28 protein-coding genes and 1 tRNA gene are annotated in these 26687 nt (G+C 70.6%); 17 read left to right on the top strand and 12 right to left on the bottom strand.

Features of this window, described 5'->3' with window-relative positions:
* Positions 1-5 precede the first annotated feature (5 nt).
* From F4554_RS20495 to rdgB, 5 genes are all read left to right on the top strand, one after another.
* Positions 6-953, top strand: a complete 948-nt coding sequence (locus F4554_RS20495) for a PLP-dependent cysteine synthase family protein (protein ID WP_179789068.1) — start codon at positions 6-8, stop codon at positions 951-953.
* 466 nt (positions 954-1419) lie between these two features.
* Positions 1420-2214: a glutamate racemase gene (murI, locus tag F4554_RS20490; RefSeq protein ID WP_337796124.1), complete on the top strand. Its 795-nt coding sequence runs from the start codon at positions 1420-1422 to the stop codon at positions 2212-2214.
* On the top strand, positions 2211-2972 hold the full coding sequence (locus F4554_RS20485) for an MBL fold metallo-hydrolase (protein ID WP_179789066.1): 762 nt from the start codon (positions 2211-2213) through the stop codon (positions 2970-2972). Before murI ends, F4554_RS20485 begins: the two co-directional genes overlap by 4 nt.
* Before the next feature lie 123 nt (positions 2973-3095).
* Positions 3096-3848 carry a ribonuclease PH gene (rph, locus tag F4554_RS20480; RefSeq protein WP_420360730.1) on the top strand — a complete coding sequence of 251 codons (753 nt, stop codon included), beginning with the start codon at positions 3096-3098 and terminating at the stop codon, positions 3846-3848.
* A 13-nt stretch (positions 3849-3861) separates the two neighbouring features.
* Complete coding sequence (rdgB, locus tag F4554_RS20475; protein ID WP_179791666.1) at positions 3862-4578, top strand: RdgB/HAM1 family non-canonical purine NTP pyrophosphatase; 717 nt, start codon at positions 3862-3864, stop codon at positions 4576-4578.
* On the opposite strand, the gene F4554_RS20470 is transcribed toward rdgB, so the two are convergent.
* The 4 genes from F4554_RS20470 to bcp all read right to left on the bottom strand — a co-directional run bounded on the left by F4554_RS20470 (position 4518) and on the right by bcp (position 7655).
* A complete protein-coding gene (locus F4554_RS20470; RefSeq protein WP_179789065.1) occupies positions 4518-6143 on the bottom strand; it encodes a glycosyltransferase family protein in 1626 nt (541 codons plus the stop codon). The two genes, rdgB and F4554_RS20470, sit on opposite strands and share 61 nt — an antisense overlap.
* Positions 6144-6151: 8 nt before the next feature.
* Positions 6152-6883 carry a glycosyltransferase gene (locus tag F4554_RS20465; protein ID WP_179789064.1) on the bottom strand — a complete coding sequence of 244 codons (732 nt, stop codon included), beginning with the start codon at positions 6881-6883 and terminating at the stop codon, positions 6152-6154.
* 153 nt (positions 6884-7036) lie between these two features.
* Positions 7037-7121 (bottom strand) — tRNA-Leu (locus F4554_RS20460).
* 60 nt (positions 7122-7181) lie between these two features.
* Entirely contained in the window at positions 7182-7655 is a 474-nt protein-coding gene (gene bcp / locus F4554_RS20455; RefSeq protein ID WP_337796123.1) for a thioredoxin-dependent thiol peroxidase, read from the bottom strand.
* 129 nt (positions 7656-7784) lie between these two features.
* Between bcp and F4554_RS20450 the strand changes: the two genes are divergently transcribed.
* The 7 genes from F4554_RS20450 (at position 7785) to F4554_RS20420 (ending at position 12583) form a co-directional block, all read left to right on the top strand.
* A complete protein-coding gene (locus tag F4554_RS20450) occupies positions 7785-8498 on the top strand; it encodes an energy-coupling factor ABC transporter permease (protein WP_179789063.1) in 714 nt (237 codons plus the stop codon).
* Positions 8495-8929, top strand: a complete 435-nt coding sequence (locus F4554_RS20445) for a PDGLE domain-containing protein (RefSeq protein WP_179789062.1) — start codon at positions 8495-8497, stop codon at positions 8927-8929. The genes F4554_RS20450 and F4554_RS20445 overlap by 4 nt, the downstream gene beginning before the upstream one ends.
* A gap of 1 nt (position 8930) precedes the next feature.
* Positions 8931-9695, top strand: coding sequence for a cobalt ECF transporter T component CbiQ (gene cbiQ, locus F4554_RS20440; protein ID WP_179789061.1), 765 nt, complete (start codon positions 8931-8933; stop codon positions 9693-9695).
* 50 nt (positions 9696-9745) lie between these two features.
* A complete protein-coding gene (locus F4554_RS20435; protein WP_238342200.1) occupies positions 9746-10489 on the top strand; it encodes an energy-coupling factor ABC transporter ATP-binding protein in 744 nt (247 codons plus the stop codon).
* A 91-nt stretch (positions 10490-10580) separates the two neighbouring features.
* Positions 10581-10907: a DUF3618 domain-containing protein gene (locus tag F4554_RS33170; RefSeq protein ID WP_179789059.1), complete on the top strand. Its 327-nt coding sequence runs from the start codon at positions 10581-10583 to the stop codon at positions 10905-10907.
* Between the two features lie 146 nt (positions 10908-11053).
* Positions 11054-11350, top strand: a complete 297-nt coding sequence (locus F4554_RS20425; RefSeq protein WP_238342198.1) for a GroES family chaperonin — start codon at positions 11054-11056, stop codon at positions 11348-11350.
* 24 nt (positions 11351-11374) lie between these two features.
* The gene (locus F4554_RS20420) at positions 11375-12583 is read left to right on the top strand and encodes an FUSC family protein (RefSeq protein WP_179789057.1); all 1209 of its coding nucleotides are present in this window, start codon (positions 11375-11377) and stop codon (positions 12581-12583) included.
* A gap of 12 nt (positions 12584-12595) precedes the next feature.
* On the opposite strand, the gene F4554_RS33725 is transcribed toward F4554_RS20420, so the two are convergent.
* A complete protein-coding gene (locus tag F4554_RS33725) occupies positions 12596-14278 on the bottom strand; it encodes a restriction endonuclease (RefSeq protein WP_179789056.1) in 1683 nt (560 codons plus the stop codon).
* A gap of 421 nt (positions 14279-14699) precedes the next feature.
* The gene (locus tag F4554_RS20410) at positions 14700-15485 is read right to left on the bottom strand and encodes a hypothetical protein (protein WP_202889386.1); all 786 of its coding nucleotides are present in this window, start codon (positions 15483-15485) and stop codon (positions 14700-14702) included.
* Between the two features lie 253 nt (positions 15486-15738).
* On the opposite strand from F4554_RS20410, the gene F4554_RS20405 reads away from it, so the two are divergent.
* Both F4554_RS20405 and F4554_RS20400 read left to right on the top strand, forming a co-directional pair.
* Positions 15739-16755 carry an MASE1 domain-containing protein gene (locus F4554_RS20405; protein WP_179789055.1) on the top strand — a complete coding sequence of 339 codons (1017 nt, stop codon included), beginning with the start codon at positions 15739-15741 and terminating at the stop codon, positions 16753-16755.
* Positions 16756-16924: 169 nt separating this feature from the next.
* Positions 16925-17974 carry an MASE1 domain-containing protein gene (locus F4554_RS20400; RefSeq protein WP_179789054.1) on the top strand — a complete coding sequence of 350 codons (1050 nt, stop codon included), beginning with the start codon at positions 16925-16927 and terminating at the stop codon, positions 17972-17974.
* 7 nt (positions 17975-17981) lie between these two features.
* Here the strand turns inward: F4554_RS20400 and F4554_RS20395 are convergent, their stop codons facing one another.
* The 5 genes from F4554_RS20395 to F4554_RS20375 all read right to left on the bottom strand — a co-directional run bounded on the left by F4554_RS20395 (position 17982) and on the right by F4554_RS20375 (position 20934).
* Positions 17982-18362: a VOC family protein gene (locus F4554_RS20395; RefSeq protein ID WP_179789053.1), complete on the bottom strand. Its 381-nt coding sequence runs from the start codon at positions 18360-18362 to the stop codon at positions 17982-17984.
* Between the two features lie 232 nt (positions 18363-18594).
* Positions 18595-18777 carry a hypothetical protein gene (locus F4554_RS20390; RefSeq protein WP_179789052.1) on the bottom strand — a complete coding sequence of 61 codons (183 nt, stop codon included), beginning with the start codon at positions 18775-18777 and terminating at the stop codon, positions 18595-18597.
* A gap of 146 nt (positions 18778-18923) precedes the next feature.
* Positions 18924-19073, bottom strand: a complete 150-nt coding sequence (locus tag F4554_RS20385; protein WP_179789051.1) for a hypothetical protein — start codon at positions 19071-19073, stop codon at positions 18924-18926.
* Complete coding sequence (locus tag F4554_RS20380) at positions 19066-20490, bottom strand: RNA polymerase sigma factor (RefSeq protein WP_337796121.1); 1425 nt, start codon at positions 20488-20490, stop codon at positions 19066-19068. The genes F4554_RS20385 and F4554_RS20380 overlap by 8 nt, the downstream gene beginning before the upstream one ends.
* A 51-nt stretch (positions 20491-20541) precedes the next feature.
* Positions 20542-20934, bottom strand: a complete 393-nt coding sequence (locus tag F4554_RS20375; RefSeq protein WP_179789050.1) for a YciI family protein — start codon at positions 20932-20934, stop codon at positions 20542-20544.
* Positions 20935-21180: 246 nt separating this feature from the next.
* Between F4554_RS20375 and F4554_RS20370 the strand changes: the two genes are divergently transcribed.
* Complete coding sequence (locus F4554_RS20370; RefSeq protein ID WP_179789049.1) at positions 21181-21696, top strand: mycothiol transferase; 516 nt, start codon at positions 21181-21183, stop codon at positions 21694-21696.
* Between the two features lie 870 nt (positions 21697-22566).
* Here F4554_RS20370 and F4554_RS20365 read toward each other — a convergent pair.
* The gene (locus tag F4554_RS20365) at positions 22567-23556 is read right to left on the bottom strand and encodes an ATP-dependent DNA ligase (RefSeq protein ID WP_202889385.1); all 990 of its coding nucleotides are present in this window, start codon (positions 23554-23556) and stop codon (positions 22567-22569) included.
* 246 nt (positions 23557-23802) lie between these two features.
* On the opposite strand from F4554_RS20365, the gene F4554_RS20360 reads away from it, so the two are divergent.
* Both F4554_RS20360 and F4554_RS20355 read left to right on the top strand, forming a co-directional pair.
* Positions 23803-24945, top strand: coding sequence for an NAD(P)-binding domain-containing protein (locus F4554_RS20360; protein ID WP_179789048.1), 1143 nt, complete (start codon positions 23803-23805; stop codon positions 24943-24945).
* A gap of 34 nt (positions 24946-24979) precedes the next feature.
* Positions 24980-25573: a mycothiol transferase gene (locus F4554_RS20355; protein ID WP_179789047.1), complete on the top strand. Its 594-nt coding sequence runs from the start codon at positions 24980-24982 to the stop codon at positions 25571-25573.
* The last annotated feature ends 1114 nt before the right edge of the window (positions 25574-26687 follow it).

The following is a 26687-nucleotide window of genomic DNA, read 5'->3' as shown; positions in this document are numbered from 1 at the left end:
CCGGCATGCGTTTCTCGTCACTGCTGGATTCGGTGGGACAGACCCCGCTCGTGGGGTTGCCGCGCCTGTCGCCGAGCCCCGAGGTACGCCTGTGGGCGAAGCTCGAGGACCGCAACCCCACCGGGTCGGTGAAGGACCGCGCCGCGCTGCGGATGATCGAGGAGGCGGAGAAGGACGGCCTGATCCGCCCCGGCGCGACGCTCCTCGAACCCACCTCCGGCAACACCGGCATCTCGCTGGCGATGGCGGCCAAGCTCAAGGGCTACCGCCTGGTCTGCGTCATGCCGGAGAACACCTCCGAGGAGCGGCGCCAGCTGCTGCGGATGTGGGGCGCGGAGATCGTCTCCTCACCGGCGGCCGGAGGGTCCAACGAGGCCGTACGCGTGGCCAAGGCGCTGTCGGAGGACCACCCCGACTGGGTGATGCTCTACCAGTACGGCAACCCCGCCAACGCCCTCGCCCACTACGATGGGACCGCGCCGGAGATCCTCGCCGACCTGCCGAGCGTCACCCACGTGGTGGCCGGTCTCGGGACCACGGGGACCCTGATGGGGGTCGGCCGGTTCTTCCACGAGCACAAGCCCGACGTCACCGTGGTCGCCGCCGAGCCGCGCTACGGGGAGCTGGTCTACGGTCTGCGCAACATCGACGAGGGCTTCGTGCCCGAGCTGTACGACCCGAAGCTGATCGACTCCCGCTTCTCGGTCGGACCGCGCGACGCGGTGCGCCGGGTTCGTGAGCTCCTCGACACGGAGGGGATCTTCGCCGGCATCTCCACCGGTGCCGTCCTGCACGCGGCGATCGCCCAGGCGCACCAGGCGGTCAAGGCGGGCCGGAGCGCGGACATCGTGGTGATCATCGCCGACGGCGGCTGGAAGTACCTCTCCACCGGCGCCTACGAGGGCACGCTCGACGCCGCCGAGGAGGCGCTGGACAGCCAGCTGTGGGCCTGACCGCCGAGGGAATGTGGCGGGATCGCGGATCCGATGCGGCCTGACCGCCGAGCAGATGCACCGGATTGCAGGGCGGATGCGGCGTAGCCACCGAGCAGTAAGAAAAACCTGGATTTGCCCGAATCCGCCTGCAACCACGCTCGGACCTCGCGGGTCTGCCACATGACGCGCCCGGGACGGCGACTACGGGGGAACCCGGAGGGGGGCGCCGAGCACAGGAGGCCAGGGGTGGAGCACGTCGGCAGGACCGGAGGGGGGTCCGGGCAGGCCGGCGTGACGGTGCTCGGTGGCGCCGATGGTGGGGTGCAGTGGGGTGTGGCCGGCACCGGGGTGCGGGCTCGTGCGAGCGAGCCGAACCCCGGCGCCGGCCACATTCGGAGCCACGCGGGTGTTCGCCCTGGTCCTCACGTCACACCTCCGGTCACTCCGCGAACGCCTGTCCGGCTCGCCCCGTAGGCTGACGGCCGTGTCAGATGCGCCGATCGGGATCTTCGACTCCGGGTTCGGTGGGCTCACCGTGGCCCGCGCCCTGCTCGACCAGCTCCCGCACGAACCCGTTCTCTATCTCGCCGACACCGCGCGGTACCCCTATGGCCAGAAGAGCATCGCCGACGTACGCAAGTACGCGCTGGAGTGCCTGGACCACCTCGTCGACCAGGGCGTGAAGCTGCTCGTCATCGCCTGCAACTCCGCCAGCGCCGCCGTGCTCCGCGACGCCCGGGAGCGATACTCCGTTCCCGTCGTCGAGGTGATCTTCCCGGCGGCCCGGCGGGCGGTGGCCGCCACCCGGTCCGGCCAGGTGGGGGTGATCTGCACCCGGGCGACCGCGACGTCGCTGGCCTACGACGACGCGTTCGCGGCGGCGCCGCACATCAACCTGCACACGCAGGCCTGCCCGCGCTTCGTGGAGTTCGTCGAACGCGGGCTCACGGCCGGCCCGGAGCTGCTGGCCGTGGCGCACGACTACCTCGACCCGCTGACCAGGGCCGGGATCGACACCCTCGTCCTGGGCTGCACGCACTACCCGCTGCTCACCGGCGTGATCTCCTACGTCATGGGGCCGGACGTCACGCTGGTGTCCAGCGCGGAGGAGACCGCGAAGGACGTCTTCGCGAAGCTGGTGCGCAGCGGCGGCGAGCGCAGCCCGGCACTGGATCCGCCGCGGCACCGATTCCTCACCACCGGCGACCCGGACGCCTTCATGCAGATCGGGGGACGGTTCCTGGGACCGGAGATCACCTTCGTGGAGGAGATGGCGTGAGGCTCACCGTTCTGGGGTGTTCGGGTTCGTTTCCCGGGCCGGGTTCGCCCGCGTCCGGTTACCTCGTGGAGGCGCCGCACGAGGGGCGTACGTTCCGGCTCGTCCTGGACCTGGGCAACGGCGCGTTCGGTGCCCTGCAGCGGTACGTCCCCGACTACGACGTGGACGCGGTGGGGGTGACGCACCTGCATCCCGACCACTGCGTCGACGTGTGTTCCTACTACGTCGCGTCCCGCTACAACCCGCGTGGCCGGCGCGCCCGGGTGCCGGTCTACGGGCCGTTCGGCACCGCGGACCGGCTGGCCGCGATGTACGGCCTGCCGCTGGACCCGGGCATGCGGGAGGTGTTCGACTTCCGTGCCTGGGTGGACGTCGAGCCGACCAAGATCGGGCCGTTCGTGGTGTCGGTGGCGCCGGCACGGCACCCGGTCGAGGCGTACGCCGTGCGGCTGGACCACGACGGCCGGTCGCTGGTCTACACCGGTGACACCGGGCCTAATCCCGCGCTCGCCGAGTTGGCCGCGAGCGCGAACCTGCTGCTCAGCGAGGCGACGTTCCTGCACGGTGCGGACAATCCGCCCGACCTGCACCTCACCGGGCGGCAGGCGGGGGAGTACGCCCAGGCGGCCGGTGCGGGCCGGCTGGTGCTGACCCACGTCCCGCCGTGGTACGACGGGCAGCGGATGCTCGCCGACGCCCGCGCCGCCTACGCCGGCCCGCTGGAGCTCGCCAGGCCCGGCGCGGTGTACGACATCTGAGGCGCCCATCCGAGTGGGATCCGGGCAGGATCCGGGCGGCATTGGGGCGCCATCCGGGCGACACCGGAAGCGTGCGCGTCGCGGCTGCGATGCCTGTCGGCATGGATCGGTATGGTCGGCCCCATGACGAGCATGACGAGAGTGGACGGCCGATCCGCCGAGCAGTTGCGACCGGTCTCGATCACCCGGGGCTGGCTCGACCACGCCGAGGGTTCGGTCCTGGTCGAGTTCGGGCGCACCAGGGTGCTGTGCGCGGCCAGCGTGACCGAGGGGGTGCCCCGCTGGCGGCGCGACTCCGGCGAGGGCTGGGTCACCGCCGAATACGCCATGCTTCCCCGCTCGACCAACACCCGCAGCGCGCGCGAGTCGGTCAAGGGCAAGATCGGCGGCCGGACGATGGAGATCTCTCGCCTGGTCGGGCGTTCTCTGCGGGCCGTGATCGACCACGCTGCCCTGGGTGAAAACACCATCGTGCTCGACTGCGACGTGCTGCAGGCCGACGGCGGCACCCGCACCGCGGCGATCACCGGCGCCTACGTCGCCCTGGTCGACGCCGTGCGGCACCTGGAGCGGAAGGGCGCGCTGAAGGGGCAGGCGCTGATCGACTCGGTGAGCGCGGTGTCGGTCGGCGTGGTGGGCGGTGTGCCCATGCTCGACCTGTGTTACGAGGAAGACGTGCGCGCCGACACCGACATGAACGTCGTGATGACCGGCGACGGGCGTTACGTCGAGGTGCAGGGCACGGCCGAGCGGGAGCCGTTCGACCGCAAGCTGCTCGACGGGCTGCTGGAGCTGTCAGCGATCGGGTGCGCCGAGCTCACCCGCGCCCAGTCGGAGGCCCTCGCCGTCGACCTGCCGGCCGGGTCGGCACGGTGAGGTGGTGACGGCGATGGGGACCGGCGTGCGGCGACAGATCCTGCTGGCCACGCACAACCGCAAGAAGCTGGCCGAGCTCGACCGGATCCTTCGCCCCCAGCTGCCCGACGTCGAGGTGCTCAGCCTGGACGACGTCGCGTCCTACGACGAGCCCGCAGAGACCGAGGCCACCTTCGCCGGCAACGCGTTGCTGAAGGCCCGTGCGGCGTTCGCGCATTCGGGATTACCCGCGGTCGCCGACGACAGCGGCCTGTGCGTCGACGCGCTGAACGGCATGCCGGGCGTGCTGTCGGCGCGCTGGTCGGGCGTGGACAAGGACGACGCCCGCAACAACGCGCTGCTCCTGGCGCAGCTGGCCGACGTGCCCGCGCAGCGCCGGGGCGCGGCGTTCGTCGCCTGCGTGGCGCTGGTCCTCCCCGGCGGCCAGGAGCACGTGGTGGAGGGACGGGTCGCCGGCACCGTCGCCACCGAGCCGCGCGCCGACGGCGGGTTCGGCTACGACCCGCTGTTCGTGCCCGAGGGCGGCACCCGCACGTTCGCCCAGATGTCGGCGGAGGAGAAGGACGCGGTGAGCCACCGCGGCCGGGCGCTGCGCGAGCTGGTCCCGTTGCTCGCGGTCCACCTGCCCGACCCGGCCTGCGGCGGCGATCGGGCCGGCTTCGCCGGCCGTCACGACGCGGGCAGCCGCGGGGGAAGCTCCGGACTTCCGGGCGGCCCGACCGGCGCGTAGTCCAGGCAGCGAGCGGGCCGGGCGTTCGAGGCGCGTCCGTGCACCACCGCCTGCACCGTCACCCGGCCCCGCACCTGCTGCCAGCCGACGTGGTAGCGGTCCAGCATCGGGGCCACGATCGCATACCTGCTGGGCGGTCCGGCGTACACCGGAACGACGTCGCCGGTGAGCAGCCAGACCCGGTTGGCGGTCGTGACCTCCCGCGGCATCGGGCAACGTGCGCGCGGGCGCTCGTCCGGGGTGCGGATCGCGCGCAGCAACCCCGTCGCCGGAAGGTGAAACCTCGGGCCGTACACCCGGGCGGCGGCCCGGTCGCCGTTGCCCACGACCAGCACGTCACCGGGCTGCCATTTCGACGCGACGAGCGCGAACGCCGTCCGGTAGTCGTCCACGCCGTAGAGGTAGTTCAGGTCGTGGCCGAGTCGTGCCGGCGTCGTCCAGCACGTCGCGAGCACCAGCAGGCCGGCCACGCCACCGGCCACAGCGCCGACCGGCCGGCGCCGCAGTGCGCCGGCCACCCCGTCGACCAGGCCGTCGATCAGCAGGGCGAGGTAGCACAGGAGGCCGGGCACGCAGAACAACACCAGCCGCGCGCCGAACGGATAGATCCCGAGGACGCCGGCGACGTAGCCGGCGTGCAGGGGCAGTGCCGGCAGGACCGCGATGTCCGCCCGGCGGCGCAGCGCGACCGCGAATCCGGCGAGCACCGGCAACCATCCCCACCAGGCGCGAAAGCCGAGCTCCCGGAGCGCGAGGTCGGTGAACACGAAGCGGTGCCAGTCCAGCCAGCCGGCTAGGTCGGCGCCGCGCGGGCCGAAGAAGCCGGCCCAGTACGTCGCGAAGTCGCTGACCTGGCCGGTCAGGTGCCGGGCGAGCAGTGCGGCCGCCAGCACCGAGACGGCCGGCAGGGCCAACCCGGCCGTGAGCGTGCGCAGCCGGCGTTCACCGCGGCGGTACCGGACGAGGCTCACCCAGCCGGCGACCACAGGCGCACAGAGCATGAACGCGTGCGAACACCAGGGCAGTACGACCAGGCAGACGTACCACGCCGGCTCCCACCGCCGGGCAGCCCTGCCGTCACCGTCATCATCACCCTCGCTCAGCAGCCGGACACCGGCCAGCAGCAGCCAGCTCACCGACAGGGTGTCCGCGGTGTACTGCTTGGTCTGCGCGGTGTAGAAGACCAGCTGGGAGATGGTGGCGAACGCCAGCACCGGCACCACCGCCGCCCACCGGTGCCGGACCAGCGCGGCGGCCAGCATCGCCAGCACGACCAGCGTCGCGCAGCCGCAGACCAGGGCCACCAGCCGGTACGCCCGCTCGCCGTCCCCGGCCACCGTCGTGACCGCGCGGACCGCGAGCAGCCACAGCGGCGGCGCCGACTGCGCGTCCGCGAGCGGCCCGGCGAGCCGAGAGGCGGGGAAGGCGTCCAGGCTCTGCACCAGGGAGAGCTCGTCCCGCCAGAACGCGCGGTCCTGCCACCACAGGCCGAGGCGGATGCCGATCCCGGCGACGGTGACCAGCGCCAGCGCCGCGGTGGCGGGCGAGACCGACCGCCGGAGCATCCCGCCGGTCAGGCGCGACCCGCCCGGTCCGGACTCGTCTGCCCCTTGCCCGTGCGGTCGAGCCCCGCCCGGATGCGGAGCAGGATCCACAGCGCCTCGACACCGTCGCGCCAGGTGAGCTTCTTGCCCTCGGCGCGGCTGCGCGCGGTGTAGGAGATCGGCACCTCGTAGGGCCGGTAGCCGGCGCGCAGCAGTTTGCCGGTCACCTCGGCCTCCATGCCGAAGCCCGCCGAGCGGACGCCGAGCCGGCGGTAGAGGTCCAGCGGCATCAGCTTGAAGCAGGTTTCCAGATCGCGGATGTAGCAGTTGAACAACACGTTCGCGAACGTCGTCACGGCCCGGTTGCCGAGCACGAACCAGAACGAGAACGACGTGTGGCTGCTGAACGTGCGGGTGCCGTAGACCACCTCGGCGTCCCCGTCGAGCACCGGGCGCAGCAGGCTCGGGATGTCGTCCGGGTCGTACTCCAGATCTGCGTCGCAGATCGTCAGGTGCGTCCCCGAGGCGATCCTCGCCGCGGTCGCGATGGCCGCGCCCTTGCCGCGGTTCACGTCGTGGTGGTGGACCACCACCCGTGGGTCGTCCACCGCGGCGAGCAGGTCGGCGGTGCCGTCGGTGCTGCCGTCGTCGACCACGACGACCTCGACGTCACAGGGGTAGTCGACGTCGAGGATCCGCTTGCGGACCAGATCGAACGTCGCCACCTCGTTGTACACGGGGACGAGGATCGAGAGCTTCACTGGGACTTCTCCAGGCGAGCCAGGGCCGGGTACGGACGGCGTACACAGCGGAGACGACGGACACGACGAGTGCGACGGGGGAGCGGTGGTACGACGGCGGAGCGACGGGGACCGGGACTGCGGCGAAGCGTTTGCGGGCGAACCCGTGCCTGCTGGTGCGAGAGAAGGGACTCGAACCCTCACGCCCAAAGGCACCGGATCCTAAGTCCGGCGCGTCTGCCAATTCCGCCACTCTCGCCTGCCGGTCCACCCGCGGCGGCCCAGTCTACGGGCCGGCCACGGGTGGGCCGGGCAGGCCTCACACTCCGAGTTCGCGTCGCAGCCGGGCGACGTGGCCGGACGCCTTCACGGCGTACTGCGCGATCTCGATCCGGCCCTCCTCGTCCACCACGAACGTCGAGCGGATCACGCCGGTCACGGTGCGGCCGTAGGACTGCTTCTCGCCGTACGCTCCCCACGCCTGCAGCATGGATTTGTCCGGATCGGACAACAGGGGGAACGTGAGGCCCTCCTTCGCCACGAACTTCGCCAGCTTGGCCGGGGAGTCCGGGGAGATGCCGAGCACGGTGTAGCCGGCGGCAGCGAGCGACTGCAGCGAGTCGCGGAAGTCGCAGGCCTGGGTGGTGCAGCCGGGGGTCATCGCGGCGGGATAGGCGTACACGATCACCTTCTGCCCGCGCAGGTCGGACAGCGTGACCGGCTTGCCGTCGGTGTCGTCGAGGGTGAAGTCGGGTGCGGTGTCGCCGGGGTTGAGTCGGGGGGTGGGTGCCACTGGTCCTCCTGGTCGGCGTACGGATCGACCCGCCGGAGCTAGTTGCAAACAATTCGCATGTAAGAATACGAGGCGCAACGCGGGGCCGGCAGGTTGCCTCATCATCCCCCAGCCGCGAGGAGGATCCCGGTGCACGTGCCCGACGGATTTCTGGACGCGCCGACGTCGATCGCCACCGGCGCCGTCGCCGCGACCGCGGTGGCGGTCTCCCTGCGCCGTGCCCGGCACGAGCTGGACGACAAGACCGCGCCGCTCACCGGGCTGGTCGCCGCGTTCGTGTTCGCCGTCCAGATGCTCAACTTCCCGGTCGGCGCCGGCACCAGCGGGCACCTGCTCGGCGGGGCACTGGCGGCGATACTCGTCGGACCGTGGACGGCGATTCTGTGCATGACCGTCGTCCTGCTCGTCCAGGGACTCTTCTTCGCCGACGGCGGCGTCACCGCCCTCGGCACCAACATCACGCTGATGGGCGTGGTCACCGTGGTGGTCGGCTGGGCGTTGTTCCGGCTCACGCTGCGGTTCCTGCCGCGGCGGCCGGCCTCGGCGGCGCCGGCTGCGTTCGTCGCCGCGCTGGTCTCGGTGCCGGTGGCCGCGCTGTGCTTCGTCGGCCTGTACGCCGTCGGCGGTACCGCCGACATCTCGATCAAGGCCGTCTTCGCCGCCATGGTCGGCTGGCACGTGCTGATCGGGCTCGGTGAGGCGGCGATCACCGCGCTCACCGTCGGCAGCGTCATCGCCGTCCGCCCCGACCTTGTCCACGGCGCCCGCCCGCTGCTCGCGGCCCGTGAGCTCACGGTGCGGGAGCCGCGCCCGCTCGTCACGAAGGGAGACCGGTCGGAATGAGCAGGCCGGAAGACCGCTCGGACAGCCTGGACGAAAACCAGCGCGACAACGACTACGACAACCAGTACGACAACCAGAACGCCTGCAGGGGGCCTCGCACCCGGATCTTCGTGGTGGTGGGCCTGCTCGTCGTGCTCGCCCTCGCCGGCGGCGTCAGCTACTACGCCTCGGCCAGCCCGGACGGGCTGAACAAGGTCGCCGAGGACCACGGCTTCGCGTCCACCGGGAAGGACAGCCCCACCCGCCACTCGCCGTTCGCCCACTACGGCGTCCGCGGCATCACCGACGGCCGTGTCTCCAAGGCGGTGGCCGGAGTGGCCGGCGTGGCGATCGTGCTGGCGCTGGGCACCGGGGTCGCGCTCGCCGTCCGCCGCCGCGACCGACGCAACGCCGCACCCGCCACACCCGCCACACCCGACGGGAGGCGCTGACGTGGCCGCGGGCCACACGCACCTGCTCCACCTGCACGGCCACTCGCCGGTGCACCGGTTGCCCGCGCACTGCAAGCTCGTCGCCCTGGTGACGTTCGTCCTCGTGGTGGTGGCCACGCCGCGCACCGCGTTCTGGGCGTTCGCCGGATACGCCGTCCTGCTGCTCGCCGTCGCCGCCGTCGGCCGGGTGCCGCTCGGTTTCCTGGCCCGGCGGGTCGTGGTGGAGACGCCGGTGATCGTCTTCGCCGTACTCCTGCCGTTCATCGCCCAGGGGCCGCGGGTGGATGTGGCCGGCCTGGCGGTGTCCCAGTCCGGCCTGTGGTCGGCGTGGAACGTCCTGGCCAAGGCGACCCTCGGCGTCGTCGGCTCGATCCTGCTGGCCGCCACCACCGACCAGCGCGACCTGCTGGCCGGGCTGCAGCGGCTGCGGCTGCCCGGTCAACTGGTGCAGATCGCGACGTTCATGGTGCGCTACCTCGACGTGATCACCGGCCAGCTGGGCCGGATGCGAATCGCCCGGGCGGCCCGTGGCTTCGAGCCGCGCGGGCCCCGCTCCTGGCCGGTCCTGGCCCGGTCGGCGGGCACGCTGTTCATCCGTTCCTACGAACGCGGGGAGCGGGTCCACCTGGCGATGCTGTCCAGGGGGTACGCCGGCTCCCTGCCCGTCCTGTCCGAGGACCGCACGCCGCCCGCGGCGTGGGCCGCGGTGGCCGTCCTACCGCTGTGCGCGTTCGTCCTGGCGGTTGGTGCATGGTGGACCTCGTGACGACCACGCCCCGGGCGACATCCCCGGCGACCCACGCCACGCAGCCGGTCCTGGCGGTCAGCGGCCTGGCGTACGCCTATCCCGACGGTCACCAGGCGTTGTACGGCGTCGACCTCACCGTGCACACCGGCGAGCGGGTCGCCATGCTCGGCCCCAACGGCGCGGGCAAGACCACGCTGGTGCACCACCTGAACGGCATCCTGGAGGCCGGCCGGGGTTCGGTGCACGTCGACGGGCTGCTGGTGGGCAAGCCGACGCTGGCCGAGGTACGCCGCCGAGTTGGGGTGGTGTTCCAGGACCCAGACGACCAGTTGTTCATGCCGACGGTGCGTGACGACGTGGCGTTCGGCCCGGCCAACCTCGGGCTGCGCGGCGCGGAGCTGGCCGCCCGGGTGGAGGAGGCGCTGGCGGCGGTGGGGATGAGCGACCACGCCGACCGCCCGCCGCACCATCTGTCGTTCGGGCAGCGGCGCCGGGTGGCGGTGGCGACCGTGCTGGCGATGCGGCCGTCGGTGCTCGTCCTGGACGAGCCGTCCAGCAATCTTGACCCGGCCAGCCGGCGCGAGCTCGCCGAGATCCTCACCGGCCTGGACGTCACGGTCCTCATGGTGACCCACGACCTGCCGTACGCGCTGCAGCTGTGCGACCGCGCGGTGATCCTGGACGAGGGCACGATCGTCGCCGACGGGGCGACCGTCGACCTGCTCGCCGACGCCGACCTGATGGCCGCGCACCGGCTGGAGCTTCCGTTCGGGTTCGACCCGGTGCGTGCCAACGTCGCGCGAGCCGGGTAGCCATCTGGAAGACTGGCATGATCTCCGGTAGGTGTTCGGGGATCTGCAGGTGGAACCACCGCGGGGCCGACGTGATCGGAAAGGACCACCAGTGAGCGATTCGACCAGACCGGCGCTTCCTGACCAGCGGGCTGTCAGCAACGGCTCCCGGCGTGCCTATTCGGGACCACGCACCGCGGCGCAGATCGAGGCCGACCTCGCGGCGACCCGCGACTCCCTGGCCAACACCGTCGACGTGCTGAGCGCACGGGTGCAGCCCAAGGCGATGGCCGCGCGGGTCACCGCCAAGGCCAAGAGCTTCGTCGTCAACCCCGACGGGAGCCCGCGCACCGAGCGGCTCCTCACGATCGGGGGCGGCGTGGCCGGAGCGATCGGGGCACTGACCCTGCTCCGCTACGTCGTTCGCAAGCGTGGCTGACCCGGCCACCCACCTCCGACGATCACATGGAGACCACGTTCCCTACGGCGTCCCCCTTGGCGTCGCCGACGGGGAGCGCCGTAACCTCTCATGACGTGACTGACTCCCACGCCGCGCGGCTGAAGGCCGAGAAACTGCCCATCCGCATGCTCCACGACCGGGTCCTCGTCTCGATGGACACCGAGAGCGGCGAGCGACGTTCCTCGGCGGGCATCGTGATCCCGGCCACCGCACAGATGGGCAAGCGGCTGGCCTGGGCGCGGGTGGTGGCGATCGGTCCGCACGTACGCACGATCGTGGTCGGCGACCGGGTGCTGTTCGACCCGGAGGAGCGCGCGGAGATCGAGGTCCGTGCCGAGGCGTACGTCCTGCTACGTGAGCGCGACATCCACGCCGTCGCCTCCGAACGCCTCGAGGACGACTCGACCGGCCTCTACCTCTGACCGCCTCGCGCACCGGCCGCCACGATGCCCGACCAGCCCGACCAGCCCGACCAGCCCGACCAGCCCGACCACGCCGGCCTGGGTCCAGGTGAGCGGATGGTCCGGCGCGGGGAGACGATCGTCGGCGAGGTGGCCCACCGCTCACGGGAGTCGGTGCGGGCCCGCGCGGGACGGCTGCGGCGGGCGCTCGTGCCGATCATCCAGTCGGCCGCCGCGGCCGGGATCGCGTGGGTCATCGCCACCAAGCTGATCGGCCACCAGCAGCCGTTCTTCGCACCGATCGCGGCGGTCCTGTCCCTGGGTGTGGCGCTCGGGCAGCGGCTCCGGCGTTCGGTCGAACTCGTGGTCGGTGTCGCGCTCGGCGTCCTCGTCGCCGAGCTCCTGATCGGGGTGATCGGCCGGGGTGCGTGGCAGATCTCCCTGGTCGTGTTCCTCGCGATGTGCACCGCGGTGCTCGCCGGCGGCGGACCCGTCCTGGTCAACCAGGGGGCGGCGTCGGCGATCCTGATCGTCGCCCTGGTACCGGTCAGCACGGTCAGCACGTCCCCGGCGACCGGAAGGTTCGTCGACGCACTGGTCGGCGGGACGGTCGGCCTGCTCGTCAACGCGGTCCTGTTGCCGATGAATCCGGTCCTGCTCGCCCGGCGGGCCACGAACGGCGTACTCGACGAACTCGCCGCCGTCCTCGAGGAGATCGCCGGGGTGCTGACCGACCGCGACGGGGCGCGTGCCATGGAGACGCTTCGCCGGGCGCGCCAGATCGAGGGACCGGTCGGCGAGTTGCGCGACGCGGTGGGCGCGGGCAACGAGATCGCCCGCATCGCCCCGGTCCGCTGGCGTACGCGCGGTCACCTGATGCAGTACGTCGACGCGGTGGATCACCTCGACCACGCGGTACGCAACGTGCGGGTGCTGGCCCGCCGGGCGGTGGTGGCGATCCAGCAGAACGAGCCGGTCGACCCGGGCCTGCCGGTGGCGGTCCGCCGACTGGCCGAGGCGACCCGGACCCTGCGCAACGAACTGGCCAGGGGCGCGGACACCAGGGCCACGCAACGCGGGCTGGTGGACGCGGTCGAGCTGGCCACCGCCTCGGTCGGGACCGGCTTCTCCGCCAACGTGATGGTGGCGCAGATCCGTTCGGCCGCCCACGACCTGATGCGCGCCGCCGGGCTGGAGTCCGCCGAGGTGGACGAGGCCTTCGGCCGCCGGCAACCCCCGGAGTCGGCGGACTAGAACCGACCCTGGTCAGGAGGGGCCGGCCGGGCCGGACGTCGGGGAGGGACGGGCGTGCCTCGTGGGCCGGTGTCCGAGCCGGCGGGTGGGGTGCGAAGAGCCCGGTCCGGCACCGTTGGACCCGGCGGTCGGGTTGGCCGTCCCGTTCGTTGCCGGGCCCGTGGTCGCGGCCGCGGCAGGCAGGTCCATCCGGGCGGGCAGCCCGTGGCACCGGCAGAGCGCCAGCAGGCTCCGCCCGGCGTACAGGCGCAGCGGCCGGCCGTGCGCGTAGTCGTAGGCCTGGGGTTCGAGCCCGGCCGTGGTGAGCAGCAGGCCCTCGGTGGCGTGCCGGCGGCGTACGGCCGAGCCCAGTGCGCGCACCTCCGCGGTGTCCAGCGTTCCACTGCGCCGGCGTACATGGACGACGGCCCGTTCGGTCCGCCCTCCGGTGGTACGCGTGGCGAGGTAGCTGCCGGAGCCCTGGGGGAGCGGCGTGAGCTGGTAGCCCATCCGCTCCAGCAGCCGCTCCATCAGCCGGTCGAACTCCTCCGGCGGTGTGGCCAGCAGGTTCGGCCCCTTGCCCGAGGCGGGGACGACGAGGTGTGGGTCGGCCAGTTCGTACGGCAGAACGGGGGAGATGGCGGCGAACTCGTCCGGCATGGTCGACACCCGGGCGTCGAACCGGCCGCGGATCTCCCCCAGCGGATCGTCGAGGTCCTCCAGGGCAAGCCGCGCGAACTGCCGCCGGGACGCGCTCAGGCTGATCAGGCAGACCGGCTCCTTCGGATCGGCCGCCTTCTCCTTCGCCTGCCCGGCGTCGCGGTCGCCGTCGCTGTCGGGAGCGACCACGCCGTTGAAGACTACGGTCTGCACCAGGCCGTCCGGGTCGGCGGACAGGGCGACGTGCACGGTCCGGATCGCCAGCTGCGCGCAGACGCTGCGGTACACCTTGCGTACTTCGGAGATGGGCCGCCACCGGTGCACGCCCACCGACTTCGTGGACGGGTTGTAGCGGTACTCCCGCTCGCGCGGCACCACGCCGACGCCGGGAAGCCGCCACTCCACCAGTAGCAGCCGCGACTCTGGCACGTAGCCGAACCGGTGACCTCGCGGGAAGCCGGCCGGGCGGGACGCGAACGGCGCGAAGATCCGGGTGTAGTAGTCGCTGACCGCCTCCGGGTCGCCGGTCAGCACCCGGTCGCGGAAGCGGTCGACGCCGGCGTTGTGGGCGAGAACGCGCCGCCGGTCCGGTCCGCTGGCGTCGTGGTGTGCCTTGCTGCGTTCCTCGATCCGGGCCAGGCGGGCGGCCTCCTGCCCGCGGTAGCGCTCCAGCGCGTTCGTGTACGCCTGCTCCGCCGTCGCCTGCGCGGCCTGCCGGTGGGCTTCCCTGGTGAGCAACCGGCGCAGCCGGCCGGTCCTGGGAGCGAAGTCGGCCCAGGTGGGTACCGGCGAGGGTACGGCGTCGTCGCCGAGGTCGAGGAACGGTACCCGCTCCTTCTGGGCCTCGAAGTTCAGCGGCTCGACGGTACGCGGCATCGTGGCGCGCAGGACGAACCGGAGCTTCTGTACGCGTTGCTCGACCCCCTCGGTGCGTACCGCGGCGTCCTCGCGCATCCGCTGTTCGTCCAGCTCGGCCCGAAGCCGTTCCCGCGCCGAGGCGGCCCGTCGGGTACGCCTGTTGCCGGGTCGCCGAAGCTGGGGTCGTTGGCGTGGCACGGCGCGCTCCCTCGTCAGTGGGTCCTACCTCGCGGTGCGGGCGGATGTCAGGCTGAGCCGAGGGTCCGGGCGGCGGTCGCCTTGTATCTGGAGGACGTGTCCTGGTCGTTTTCGGGGTCGCTGCCGCTTCCGATCACGCTGGGTCCATACCTTGTAACACCCGCCTTCGAACCTGGCAAAGGACTGTCACAGCGCTCAGTCCGGCCTGACCTTCGCCGCCGAACGGTGCAAGCTTGCGAAACAGTGCCACGAACGCTGCCCGGTTTGGATCTTCTGCCCGAATCGCGGTGGCCGCCCGTACGCCCGGGAAGCGATGGTGGTCAGGCGTACGCCGCCCGACGGCCGCCTGCGGGGCCGGTTGGACGCGGCGAAAGTTGGCCGAACTGGCCACGCGGGAGCCCACACGGGGGCGTCCGGGGTTTCAGCGGCAGCGTTCGGTGAACTTCACCACCGTGAAGCGGACGGGCTGTCCGTGCAGTTTGGTGCCCGCGGGCGGTGACTGTGTGCAGATCCGCCAGTTGCTCTCCAGCAGTGCGGCTCGGCCGCCGCCGGTGCCGTCCACCTCTTCGATGCCGGTGTCCGCGGGGAGGGCCGCCCGGGCCACCGCGAGTGAACGGCCGCGGAAGTCCGCCATCGTCGTACTCACCCGCAGCGGCCGTCGGCCCTGGTCGTCGGCCGGGCAGCGTTCCTCCAGGCGCACGGCGCCGAGGTCGACCGGGGAGTCCTTGGTCCACCGGCCCGGTGCGGGCGACTGACTGCACACGCGCCAGGAACGGTCCAGGATCTGGCGGCGCCCGCGGCCGAGGGCGTCGTGGGAGGTGAGGTCGGCGAACCCGGCGCCCCGGGCCGCTTCCTGGGCCGACTGCAGGCCCATCCCAACGAGGTTGGGTAGGAGCGCGGCCGACGGGCCGGGCCCGGCCTTACGGGCGCGGTGGGCCGTGCCGGTGCTGTCGGCGGATGGCGTGACACCGGTGGGGCCGGGGCGCCGGGCGTCGCGAGCGGCGTTCGTCGCCGCCGGCGCCGTGGACGCATGCTCCGAGCCCGGGGCGGAGGGCCGGTCGTCAGCGCAGGAGGTGAGGACCGCGCAGAGGACCAACCCACCCATCGCGACCGCGGTGGTTCCGGCACGCCGTGGTGTGCGGGCCCGGGCGAACGTGCGAACGGGCGGCGCGCCCGCCGCCGACCTGCTTGCCAGCCTGCCGGTCATGGTCGCCACCTCCCCGCGGGGCCGGGCACGAAAACCAGGGACCCAGGCCCCCGCTCACCCGCCACGCAATCGGAGAACGGGCACACCGCACCCAGCCGACCGAGATCGGATTTCAGAGCAACGAAGAATTGACAGCGCATCGGTGAAGGCCGTGTATTTGCTGCGATTCCCTCCTCGTCGTATTGGAAAGGTCGCACAGAAGCCCGCAAAAGGGTGGTGGTTCGGTGCGGTCGCCGACGCGTACGATCAGGCCGTGGAAATCGCCCCCCACAACCACAGCCGGTTCGTTGTGGCTCTGTGCATTCTCGGTGTTGCCGCCGCCTGTTACGTGAGCGGCCGGTTGGGTGTGCACGGCCCCGTTGGTAGCGGCGTGGCCAGCCCACTGTGGCCGCCACCGGGAGTCGGCCTGGTGGCGTTGATCGTGCTCGGCCCGCGGGTCTGGCCAGGGGTCGCCATCGGCGCCATGGCACTGGCGCTTTCGCCGGACGCCACCCTGCCCGGGGTGGCCGGCGCCACCATCGGCGCCACCCTGACGGCGGTGCTCGGCTACCTGCTGCTGGACGCCGCGGACTTCCGGCCGGAGTTGCCGAGACTGCGCGACGTGCTCGCGCTGGTCGTGCTCGGCGGTGTCGCTCCGACGGTGGTGGGCGCGACCGTGGTCGTCGGCTCCCTGCAGGTCGCAGGTGCGCCGCCGGCGGACTTCGGCACGACCTGGCTGGTCGAGTGGATCGGCGGTGCTCTCGGCGTACTCGTGATCGCACCGTTCCTGCTCATGGTGCGGAAATTCCACTGGCCAAGGGTGTTCCGGCTCGCGCGCTGGCTCGAGGTGACGGCGCTGTTCGCGGTCATGGTGCCCGTGCTGGTGCTGTCCTTGCAGGGTGAGGAACAACTGTTGTTCATCACCTTCCCGTTCGTCGTGTGGGCCGCCTGGCGGTTCCAGCTGGCGGCGGCGACAGCATGCGTCCTGGTGGCGACCATGCTCGCGATCTACGCCAACTCGCGTGGAATGGGCGCGTTCGCGTTCCACAGCGAGCTGTCCAACATCTTCACGGTGCAGTCGTTCGCCGCGGTGACGGCCTTGACCGCGCTCGTCCTCTCGGCGACGATCGCGGCGCGCAACGAGGCGCGTGCGCACGTGGAGGAGGTCGCCGTCCAGCTCGCCTCCGTCGTCCACCAGCTCGACCGGCGGCTGCGGGTACGCCCGCGGACCGACCAGGCGGCAAGGTCGGAGCTGGGCGAGCGGGACGTGGTGCGGCAGAAAACGACCTAGAAAACGACCTAGAAAACGACCTGGTATACGAGTTTCGGAGACGTCGGCTACTTCACTGCTAAAACGGAAGACTGGTTGTCGATAACGTCCCGAATACCACACGCGTTCCAGGCTTCCCGGGGCGGATGAGCTGAATAGGCGCAGACCAATGGGCGTACCATGAGGTGCCGTGACGAGCAATTTCCGTAAGCGTGAGCACGCCACCACCGCCGCGCTGATCATCGGCTTGGCAGCGATCTATTACGCGGTCGGAAATGTCGGACTGCTGCAGCACGTCGGCGCCGGACCCACCCGGCTACTGTGGCCGCCGACGGGTGTGTCGCTGGCCGCACTTCTGATCTTCGGAACGCGGGTCCTCCCGGGCGTCGCCCTCGGCTCGTTCCTCGTCAACCTGGTCGGGCTGGGACGGTCCCCGCTGGTGGCCGTGGCAACGGCGCTGGCGATGACGCTCGGCATGTGGTGTGGCTACCAACTGCTGCGCCGCGCCGGCTTCCGGCTGGAGCTGGACCGGATGAAGGATCTCGCCGCCCTGGTGGTGTGCGGCGCGCTGGCAGCCACGATCATCAGCACGACGATCGCCATCGGCGTGCAGGTGCTGGCCGGACTCGAACAGCCCGGCAACTTCTGGGCCCGCCTGCTGCTGAGCTGGATCAGCTCCGCGATGGGCGTCCTGGTCGTCACGCCGTTCCTGCTCGTCCTGCGCCGGGTGCACATGCCGCGCGACCTGCGTCCACTCCGCGTACTCGAGGCGACGGCCATGCTTGCCGGGACGGTGGTCGTCATGCTCGTCGCCACGCGTACGACCACCGAACTTCTCTTCCTGGTCTTTCCGTTCCTGATCTGGGCGGCGCTGAGATTCCAGCTCGCCGGTGCGGCCACGGCGATGCTGGCGGTGTCGACGATGGCGGTCATCGGCGCCGTCAACGGGTCGGGACCGTTCGAGGGACAGGACGTCTACTCCAACCTGATCACCATCCAGGCGTTCGACGGATCCACCGCGCTCACCGCGCTCGTCCTCGCGGTCACCACCACCGAGCGAAACCTCGCCCACAACGACGTCGAGCAAGCGGCCAGTCAGCTCGCTTCGGTGGTGAGCCAACTCGACCGGAGTCTGCGGCCCCGGTCGGTGCCGTTGGCGCGCAACTTCACCGAGCATTCCGGCGGCGAGCACCGGGTGGTGCGCGAACGCATCGAGGGCAGCGGAGCCGGACCGGCCTGAACGCCGGTCACTCCCGCGGGTCGGTGACGCAGAACTCGTTGTCCTCCGGGTCGGCCAGCACCGTGTGCCCGTCGTACTCCTGACGCACCGAAGCGCCCAGTCCGACCAGCCGGGTGACCTCGGCGCGCCGGTCGCTGGACACGACGTCGACGTGCAGGCGGTTCTTGCCGGACTTGGGCTCGGGCACCTCGGTGAAGAAGAACGTCGGGCCCGGGCCGTCCAGCGCCACGGACGGGTCGGTCTCGGGGGTGAACCCGAGACCGGCGAGGCGTTCGATCTCCTCCGCGTCGTAGGCCCGAACGGCGTACCCGTCGAGCACCCGCGCCCAGAACCGCGCCAGCGAAGGTGCGTTCCGGCAGTCGACGACGATCTCGCGCAACCTTGCCATGGGGCCACAGCATGGCGGCGCCGACCGCCGAGGGCCAGTCGTTTCGTGTGGGGTCCGGGCCGGTCACCGTGCGCCACGCGGTGACCGGAACCATGCGGCATGTGTTCGTTCGCCGAAGTGTCGACGTGAAATGTCCGCCGAGTCTTCTCGGTGTTTCCCGGGATTCGTTATGACTGCGATATCGGTACGGGTTCGAGGCGTGACGTTCGGTTGCAAAATCCGGTGCGGAGAATCAGCGTTGTGTGGAAGTAGTGGAAGTAGTGGAAGTGGAAGTGGCGGTCGAGGTGTCGACCACCTTTGCGGCGGCAACCCCGTCGCGATAAACCATGACTCCGGCAGTGAGGCTGAGGGCGAGCAGGAAGAGCAGAACCAGCCCCCAGGGCGTCCCGCCCTGCCGACGACCGTAGATGCTCATGCGCTGATCATGGCAGTCGAACGCCTGCTGGGTAGTGGATTTCGGGCAATCGAGACTGTCCGGCCGGCCCTGCCGGCGAGGTCACCGGAGCCCTGTGCCGGCTCTCGTACCAGCTCGTCACCGGCTGTAGCCTGGCGACCTCGTGTTCACCCCGCCAGGTCGTCACGCAGGTCGGGGCGAAAGGGAAATATCATGATTATCAGCGGAATCATCACCGCGGTCATCGTGGGCGCCATCATCGGCGCTCTGGGCCGGCTGGTGGTGCCGGGAAAACAGAAGATGGGCTGTCTACTCACGATCGCCATCGGAATTGTCGCGGCTCTGCTCGGCACCTTGGTCGCCGGCCTGTTGGGGGTTCGCTACACCGCCGGCATCGACTGGATCCAACTTGCCTTCCAGGTGGGCTTCGCCGCCGTTGGAGTCGTGATCGTGGCCGGAGTCACCGACCGCCATGACTGAGCCTGTCGCCGGGACACGTCCCAGGCCGGCCGCCCGGGCGTGGAGATAGCGCTGCTCCGGGATGCTCGTGGTCAGCCGGGCCGCGGTCGCGTAGGCGGTCCTGGCCTCGTCGTGGCGGCCCTCGAGCTCGAGCAGGTGGGCGTGTACGGCGTGCAGGCGATGCTGGTGGCGCAGGCGCCGGTCGGCGAGCAGCGGCTCGATCATCCGCAGGGCCGCGGCCGGACCGGACACCTCCGCGACCGCAACCGCGCGGTTGAGCGTGACCACCGGGCCGGGAGTGAGGGAGTGCAGCATGCCGTACAACGCCTCGATCTGCGGCCAGTCGGTCTCCGCCGCGGTGCGTGCCTCGGCGTGCACCGCCGCGATCGCCGCCTGCAGCTGGTACGGCCCCACCGGTCCGCTCGGCAGCGCGGCCTCCACCAGCCGGACCCCCTCGCCGATCTGCTCCTGGTCCCACAGTGAGCGGTCCTGCTCGGCCAGCGGCACCAGCGAACCGTCGGGATGAGTACGGGCGGTCCGCCGGGCGTCGGTGAGCAACATCAACGCCAGCAGCCCGCTCACCTCGCCGGCCCCGGGCAGGTGACCGTGCAGCTGACGGGTCAGCCGGATCGCCTCCTCCGCCAAGGAGGTGTCGGTCAGGCTGGTCCCGATGGTGGCGGTGTGGCCCTCGGTGAAGATCAGGTACAGGACGTGGGCGACCACGGCCACCCGCTCGGGTAGCTCGCCGGGTGCGGGGACCGTGAACCGCGCGCCGACCTGCCGAAGCCGGGCCTTCGCCCGGCTGATCCGCTGGGCCATGGTGGCCTCGGGCACCAGGAACGCGCGGGCGATCTGCGCCGTGCTCAGCCCGCCGACGGCCCGTAACGTCAACGCCACCTGGGACGGCCGCGGCAGCGCGGGGTGGCAGCACAACAGCAGGAGGGTCAGCGAGTCGTCCCGCTCGCTACCGTCCGGTGCGTCGGCGGCCGGGGCGACGAACGCCCGCGCCGGAGTACGCCGGGCGACCAGGTCCTCCCGGTCCGTGCGGGCCTGGTCGGTCCGCCAGTGGTCGACCAGCCGCCTGGAGGCCACCCGGACCAGCCAACCCCTCGGGTTGTCCGGCATCCCGTCGGTCGGCCACTGCCGGGCCGCCGCGAGCAACGCCTCCTGCACCGCGTCCTCGGCGGTGTCGAAGTCGCCGTAGCGGCGTACGAGCGCGGCGAGGACGTGTGGCGCGCACTCGCGCCACACGTCCTCGAAACCGGTCGCGGTCACCGCTGCACCGTCACGGAGTGGCGGTCACTCGTACGGCCGTACGCGCGGAGGTCACTGGTCGTCGCCGCCGGCCCACATCGCCGGTCGGAGTTCGACATGACTGCCCGGCCCGGCGAACTGGGCGGCGATCTCCTCCGCCCGCTGCCTGGTGGCACAGTCGAGCAGGAAGAAGCCGGCCAGCTGCTCCTTGGTCTCCGCGAACGGGCCGTCGGTGGCCAGGTGGCCCTCGGGGCTCCAGCTGTACACCGTGGACGACGCGGGATCGGCGAGCGCCTCGGCGGTCACCAGCTCACCGGACGCCGAGATCTCCTCCAGCAGCGCCTCGAACGCGCTGTCATCTTGCGCTTGCTGCTCTTCGGAGAGTGCGCGCCCTTCGGCCGTGAAGCGTGAGGTCGGGTGGCCCCACGGGTCGGGGTTGGAGTGGATCAGGATCACGTACTTCATCGAAGGTCCTCGTTTCGGGCTCTTGCCGTCGTAGGGAGATTCTGCGGTGCGGGCTGGTGCGGTGGTGCCGCGACCCTGCCTGCTGACGGGGACGTCGGAGCCGGCGCCGCGTTCTCGACATCGCCGGGCGCTTCGCTCGCGCAGAAAAAAGATCCTGCGCCGGTGTCGAGGCGGCGGTCACGGCTCCGACGTCTCGGGTGGCACGGACACCCCGTCCGGCCGTCCCCGTACCCAGGAGGAGAAACGATGACCGCCCAGCTGTCCGTCATGACCGCCGAAACCCTTTTGCTCTCCCTGGCCGCGCAGCAGCGCCGGATCCTGGGCATCCTCGACGGGCTGTCCGACGACGCCCTCGGCAGGCCGGTCCTGCCGTCGGGCTGGTCGTGCGCCGGCATGGTCTCGCACCTGACCGTCATGACGCGGTTCTGGTTCGTCGAGGTGATGACCGGCGTACGCACCGGCCCGGACGTCGACGACGACTTCCACGTACCCGCGTCGGTTCCCGCGGCGAGCATCCTCGACGCTTACGAGCGTGAGTGCGCGGAGGCCATCGCCGCGGTCCGCGAGCTGCCGCTGGACGCGCCGCCGGCGTGGTGGCCCGAGGGCGTGTTCGGCGAGTGGCGCCTGGACAACTTCCTCGAGGTGCTGCAGCACGTCCTTGTCGAGACCGCCTGCCACGCCGGGCACCTGGACGCCGTGCGCGAACTCGTCGACGGTCGTACGTGGGACTGGGAGCACGGCCGGCTGGCCGATCCGCGCTGACTGTCAGGCGCAAGACAGGCTTGGCGGTGACAGCTGTCAAGTGCAGCTTGACAGGAACTGCTCGCCGGCCGATTGACAGATCGGACGTCCGTACGCGGATGGTCGGGGCCGCGACTCGCGAGGCGCGACCGGGCTCACATGTGAACGCCGCCGGCGAAGTACCACGCCGCATAGAAGAGGAGGCCGACGAGAACGACGAGGACGATGACGCTCGCCCACGCCCGGCCGGTGGAGTGGTGATCCATCATCCTCATGCCGGTGAGTATGACCCGCGTCACATGTCCGTGGGAAGAGATCGCGCGCCTCGCGGACCCCGGTGAAGGCCGGAAGCGGACTCACCGCCATGCCGTGAGGCCGGCCTCGGAAGCCGCGCACATCGCGCGCCCTTCCTCGTGCGACCGGGACGGGTTCGAGGTGGCCGGTGCCGATGCCGGCGTAGAGGATTTCGGCGATGCGGTGGCGGGTGAGCATGCGGGGAGATGCGTAGTGGCGGGATCGGTACAGCCGGTCCTGCACGCCTTCCCGGGACTCGGCGGGGGAGCGACGAGGATGGTGTCCGCCCCGTCGACGCGCTCACCGCGGCGTACCCGGTCAGGTCCTTCGAGCATCGGCGCCAGCAGTTTGTCGTCGACGGGAGCGCGCCAGGTGCCGTCGCCTGAGTAGATACCGCCGTATGCCGTCTGGCGCACATGGTCGTGAATGGAGTCGACCGCTTCCTCGATCTGCTGCCGACGCTGACCGGTGGGTACCTCGTACCCGTCGACTGCCTGTCTGCCGTATCTGCGCTGCTGCCCCACAGCTCGATCTTCGCTCGAACGGAGGTTCGATGCGACGGTTGGCTACGGGGAGGCTCGGCCCGCACCGGCCGGATCAGGACTCCAGATCCAGGTCGAGGGGCACCTCGTCGGGGGCGAAGTCGCGCACTCGCAGCATGCGTACGGCGTGGCGCCAGCGCCGTCCGGCGTCGGTGGCGGTGTCGGCGCGGATCTCCACCACTAACAGCGGGGCGACCTGCAGGTAGTCGGTCGGTGCGGACCGCCAGTTCACGATCAGCCGCGCCGGCCAGGGGTGGCCGTTCTCCGGGACGGCGAGCAGTGGTGCGACCGCGGCGGCCTGCGCGTCTGTCAGCCGGGTCGTCCTGCCGGCGTAGTGGAAGCCGCCGGTGTCGGAGGCGTACCGCCCCAGCAGCAACGTCTCGGGGCGACGCAGGTTGCCGGTCACCCCGCCCACGATCGCGTCGGTGGTCTGCCGGGCCTTGTACTTGAGCCATTCCCGCGCCCCCGGCACGTACGGGCTGTCCGCGGGTTTGATCACCAGCCCCTCGATCCCGGCTACGGCCATCGTGTCGTACCACTCCTGCGCTACCGCCGGGTCGGAGGTGTGCATCGCGAGCGTGAGCGGCGACCTGGCCGGAACCCGCCCGAACAGCCGCTCCAGCACCATGCGGCGTTCCCGGAGAGGCCGGCGGCGAAGATCGCCGTCGCGGTCGGTTTCCAGTACGTCGAACACCACCAGATGGCATGCGTGGGTGGTGGCGAGCTCGGCGGCCTGCCGGCGTCCGGCGTAGCGGTGCTGAAGTGCCGCGAAGTCGAGCCGCCCTCCGCGCCAGCAGACGATCTCTCCGTCCAGGACGGTTCCGGCGGGCAGGTGGGCGTTCAACGCGCCGACGATCTCCGGGAACGCCGGGCCCAGGGGAGTGCCGCGACGGGAATGGACCGACACCGACGAGTCGGTCGCAATTGTGGCCAGCGCACGGTACCCGTCGAACTTCGGTTCGTAATGCCATCCGCCTGGCCGCGGGAGAGGTAACCGCTCGATGCTCTTGGCGAGCATGGGCTCGATCGGCCCGGTGGTACGCACGACGAGGACCTCGGATGACGCCAGACTCCGGTTCCACGCTACGAGCATCGTTGTCGATCAGCGCAACCAACCAGCGGACGTTGTTGAGGTCGGTCGTAAGGGCGACGCTCTGCCAGGTGCTCACGTCGTAGGAGTCCCTGCTCGCCGCGTTCGGTCGGTGTCCTGGCTGGACCCGTTCCTGTACGAGGAACCGACGTGCGGCCCACGCGAGATAGCGTGGAAGGAGCCCAGCCTTCGGGAGAATCCATGCCGAAGCGCACAGATCTGCTGGTCATCGGTGCCGGGCCCTACGCATACTCGGCCGCCGCCTGTGCTCGTGCCAACGGGATCGAAACTCACATTGTCGGCCATTCGATGGCCTTCTGGCAGGAGCAGATGCCGGCTGAGATGTTTCTGCGGTCGGGTCCCGACTGGCACCTCGACGCAGACGGCAACTACACCTTCGAGGCGTATTTCGCAGACCGGGAGATGCGGCCCGAGGACTTCGACCCAATTCCGATCTCCGTCTTCATCGACTACGCCGAATGGTTCCGTCAGCACATGTCGCTCGAAGTCGACGAACGGTTGGTCACAGACCTGACCAAACCGAACGGAGCCTTCGTCGCAACCATGGACGACGGCTCGACGATCACAGCGGAGAAGGTCGTAGCCGTCCCGGGTGCTTCCTACTTCGCCAACTTCCCGCGGTGGTACACAAACGTGCCGTCGCCGCTTCGATCACACACGAGCGAGCTTGTCAGCTTCGAGAATCTCGCCGCCGCCCGTGTCGTCATCATCGGAGGGCGGCAGAGCGCCTACGAGTGGGCAGCGTTGCTGTGTGACCATGGCGCCGAGCAGGTGCACGTCGTACATCGGCATCCCACTCCCCAGTTCGCCAAGGTCAGTTGGGCCTTCGTGAACCCGTACATCGACCAAACCCTGGCGCAGCGGGGGTGGTGGCGGCGACTGCCCGCGAGTGAACAACAGCGGATCAGCGGCGAGTTCTGGCGGGTAGGCCGTCTCACCCTCGAACCCTGGCTGGTCCCACGCCTGGCCACGAAGGTGGTCACGAGCCATCCCGACTGCACCGTCGTCGACGTGACACCTGAGCATCAAGCCGTGCGACTGCAGCTTTCGGACCTGTCGACGCTGACCGCGGACCATGTGATCTTCGCCTGCGGCTACAAGACGGACCTCTCTCGGATCCCCTATCTCCACAGCGTTTCGCACCAGGTGAGCACCACCGACGGCTTCCCTGACCTGACCGAAGGCTTCGAGACATCGTTGGCGGGCCTGCACGTGATCGGGTTCGCTTCGACCCGCGACTTCGGACCCTTCTACGGATTCACCAAAGGCTGCCCGTCGTCAGCACGCATCGCCGTGGACGAACTGATGCGCAGCGCCGCCTGACGGACCGGTCGCTCCGCTGTGTCATGCTCGCCACGTGATCGACGAATTCGCCAAGGAGTACTTGCACGAGTCGCTGAGGTGGGCCAGGGCATCGCTCCTGGGCAAGTTGGACGGACTCTCCGAGTACGACGTGCGCCGGCCGCTGAGCAGGACCGGAACGAACCTGCTGGGGCTGGTCAGGCACCTGACGCTGACCGAAGCGCGCTACTTCGGAGCGATCTTCGGTCGTCCCTACGCGACGCCGATCCCGAGCTTCGACGACCCCGGATTTCACAACCGCGACTACATGTGGGTCGGCGCGGACGAGTCACGCGCCGAGGTGATCGCCGACTACACGCGCGCGTGTCGGCAAGCAGACGAGACCATCGACGAGTTGCCGATCGACGCACCGGGCCAGGTGCCCTGGTGGCCACAGCCGGACGTGAAGCTGTTCAACGTCCTGGTCCACGTGGTGATCGAGACAAACCGCCACCTCGGCCACGCGGACATTCTGCGAGAACAGCTGGACGGCGCACTCGGCGCCGACCCCACCCCGGCCTCCGAACAGGATGCCGTGGAATGGGCGGCGCACCGGGCGAGGATCGAGGAGGCAGCCCAAGCCGTCTCGAACCCGAACCCGCTGATCTGACAGCTGCAATCGGGGGCTGGCTCGCTCGCCACGGACTTATGCTGCGGAGTTGCCAGGACGAGGCCTGCGTCAAGGAGTCCCTGATGACACGTCCGTCCTCATCGTCGACCGGCTCGGACGGTTCCGACCGCGAAGGTGTCGATCTTCGTCTGGTCTGGCCACAGTGGCAAGGCGCCGGCAGCTCCAGCGTCAGGGCTCTCGCTTCGGAGTTCCCTTCGACGTCGCCCGCCGCGGCTATGCGGTGGGCTCCGCCGTCCTGGAGGCGGTTCTACCGCCCCATGACGGCCACACCGCCACCGTGCCGGTCGCGATTTCGGATGAGGGGCTGGAGGAACGTGACGGTGTTGAGGCCAAGACGGTCGTCCTCGATCAGCTCGAGGGAGACCTTCGGCGGAGATCTCGCTTGGCCTGTCGCCGAGCCCCCGCTGCCCGGCTCGACGCATCCTTCTTGACGCCTCCAGTCGTTTTCGTCATGCCCCGCGGCCGAGACGCTGGGGGCTTCCGCAAGGAAGCAGCCCGCGGAGCAACCTTCCTCCGACCGGGGCCGCCTGACTGGGCGGCAGCCAGACGGGACGCCTTGAGCTCGGCAGCGGCGCGGGCGGCGTGCCGGCCGACCTGCCTGCTGACCGATGCCAGCGCAACTTCAAAGACCTCGGCCTTGTCTCGTTCCCGCTGGTTCCTCGGATAACTGATCCCCCGCCCGCCGCGCTTCACCACAGCGTGGCTCGCCTTCCGTCGGTACTTGGACACGTACTTGGATCGAGCCCGCCGGATCCGAGAATGCAACGCCAGCAGTTCGTCCTCATCCAGCCCAGCCATCGCCTCACGCGACGTCTCGGCAACAAGGCGCTGCTCAGCTGCGGTCATCGAGTTGAGCACAGCTTGGTTCATGGCACTCCCCCCGAGGCTTGGACCGGCTCCGCGAACGATCGTGCCGCACCAGGTCGGCTCAGTCGTCACGGGACCTACTCCACGTAACTACTTTGTGCCCCCGAGGAGCGTCTTCATCCGTGGCAGGTGCTCGCCCGGCTCGAACTCGTCCGGGCCCGGGGCGGTGTCGCGGTGACGCGTGTGACGCGTGTGACGCAAGATCACCGAGCGTCCGTCGACGTGA

This window comes from Actinopolymorpha rutila (assembly GCF_013407855.1).
Lineage (GTDB): Bacteria > Actinomycetota > Actinomycetes > Propionibacteriales > Actinopolymorphaceae > Actinopolymorpha > Actinopolymorpha rutila.
This window is presented reverse-complemented; position numbering and strand designations above follow the sequence as displayed.

Bases quoted from the DNA above. Each gene is read 5' to 3' on its own strand.
- F4554_RS20495 (WP_179789068.1), top strand. From the start codon at position 6: ATGCGTTTCTCGTCACTGCTGGATTCGGTGGGACAGACCCCGCTCGTG.
- rdgB (WP_179791666.1), top strand. From the start codon at position 3,862: ATGGGGACCGGCGTGCGGCGACAGATCCTGCTGGCCACGCACAACCGC.
- F4554_RS20410 (WP_202889386.1), bottom strand. From the start codon at position 15,485: ATGACCGGCAGGCTGGCAAGCAGGTCGGCGGCGGGCGCGCCGCCCGTT.
- F4554_RS20390 (WP_179789052.1), bottom strand. From the start codon at position 18,777: ATGAGCATCTACGGTCGTCGGCAGGGCGGGACGCCCTGGGGGCTGGTT.
- rph (WP_420360730.1), top strand. From the start codon at position 3,096: ATGACGAGCATGACGAGAGTGGACGGCCGATCCGCCGAGCAGTTGCGA.
- F4554_RS20425 (WP_238342198.1), top strand. From the start codon at position 11,054: ATGCTCCACGACCGGGTCCTCGTCTCGATGGACACCGAGAGCGGCGAG.
- F4554_RS20370 (WP_179789049.1), top strand. From the start codon at position 21,181: ATGACCGCCCAGCTGTCCGTCATGACCGCCGAAACCCTTTTGCTCTCC.
- F4554_RS20395 (WP_179789053.1), bottom strand. From the start codon at position 18,362: ATGGCAAGGTTGCGCGAGATCGTCGTCGACTGCCGGAACGCACCTTCG.
- F4554_RS20375 (WP_179789050.1), bottom strand. From the start codon at position 20,934: ATGAAGTACGTGATCCTGATCCACTCCAACCCCGACCCGTGGGGCCAC.
- F4554_RS20445 (WP_179789062.1), top strand. From the start codon at position 8,495: ATGAGCAGGCCGGAAGACCGCTCGGACAGCCTGGACGAAAACCAGCGC.
- F4554_RS20470 (WP_179789065.1), bottom strand. From the start codon at position 6,143: ATGCTCCGGCGGTCGGTCTCGCCCGCCACCGCGGCGCTGGCGCTGGTC.
- F4554_RS20420 (WP_179789057.1), top strand. From the start codon at position 11,375: ATGCCCGACCAGCCCGACCAGCCCGACCAGCCCGACCAGCCCGACCAC.
- F4554_RS20360 (WP_179789048.1), top strand. From the start codon at position 23,803: ATGCCGAAGCGCACAGATCTGCTGGTCATCGGTGCCGGGCCCTACGCA.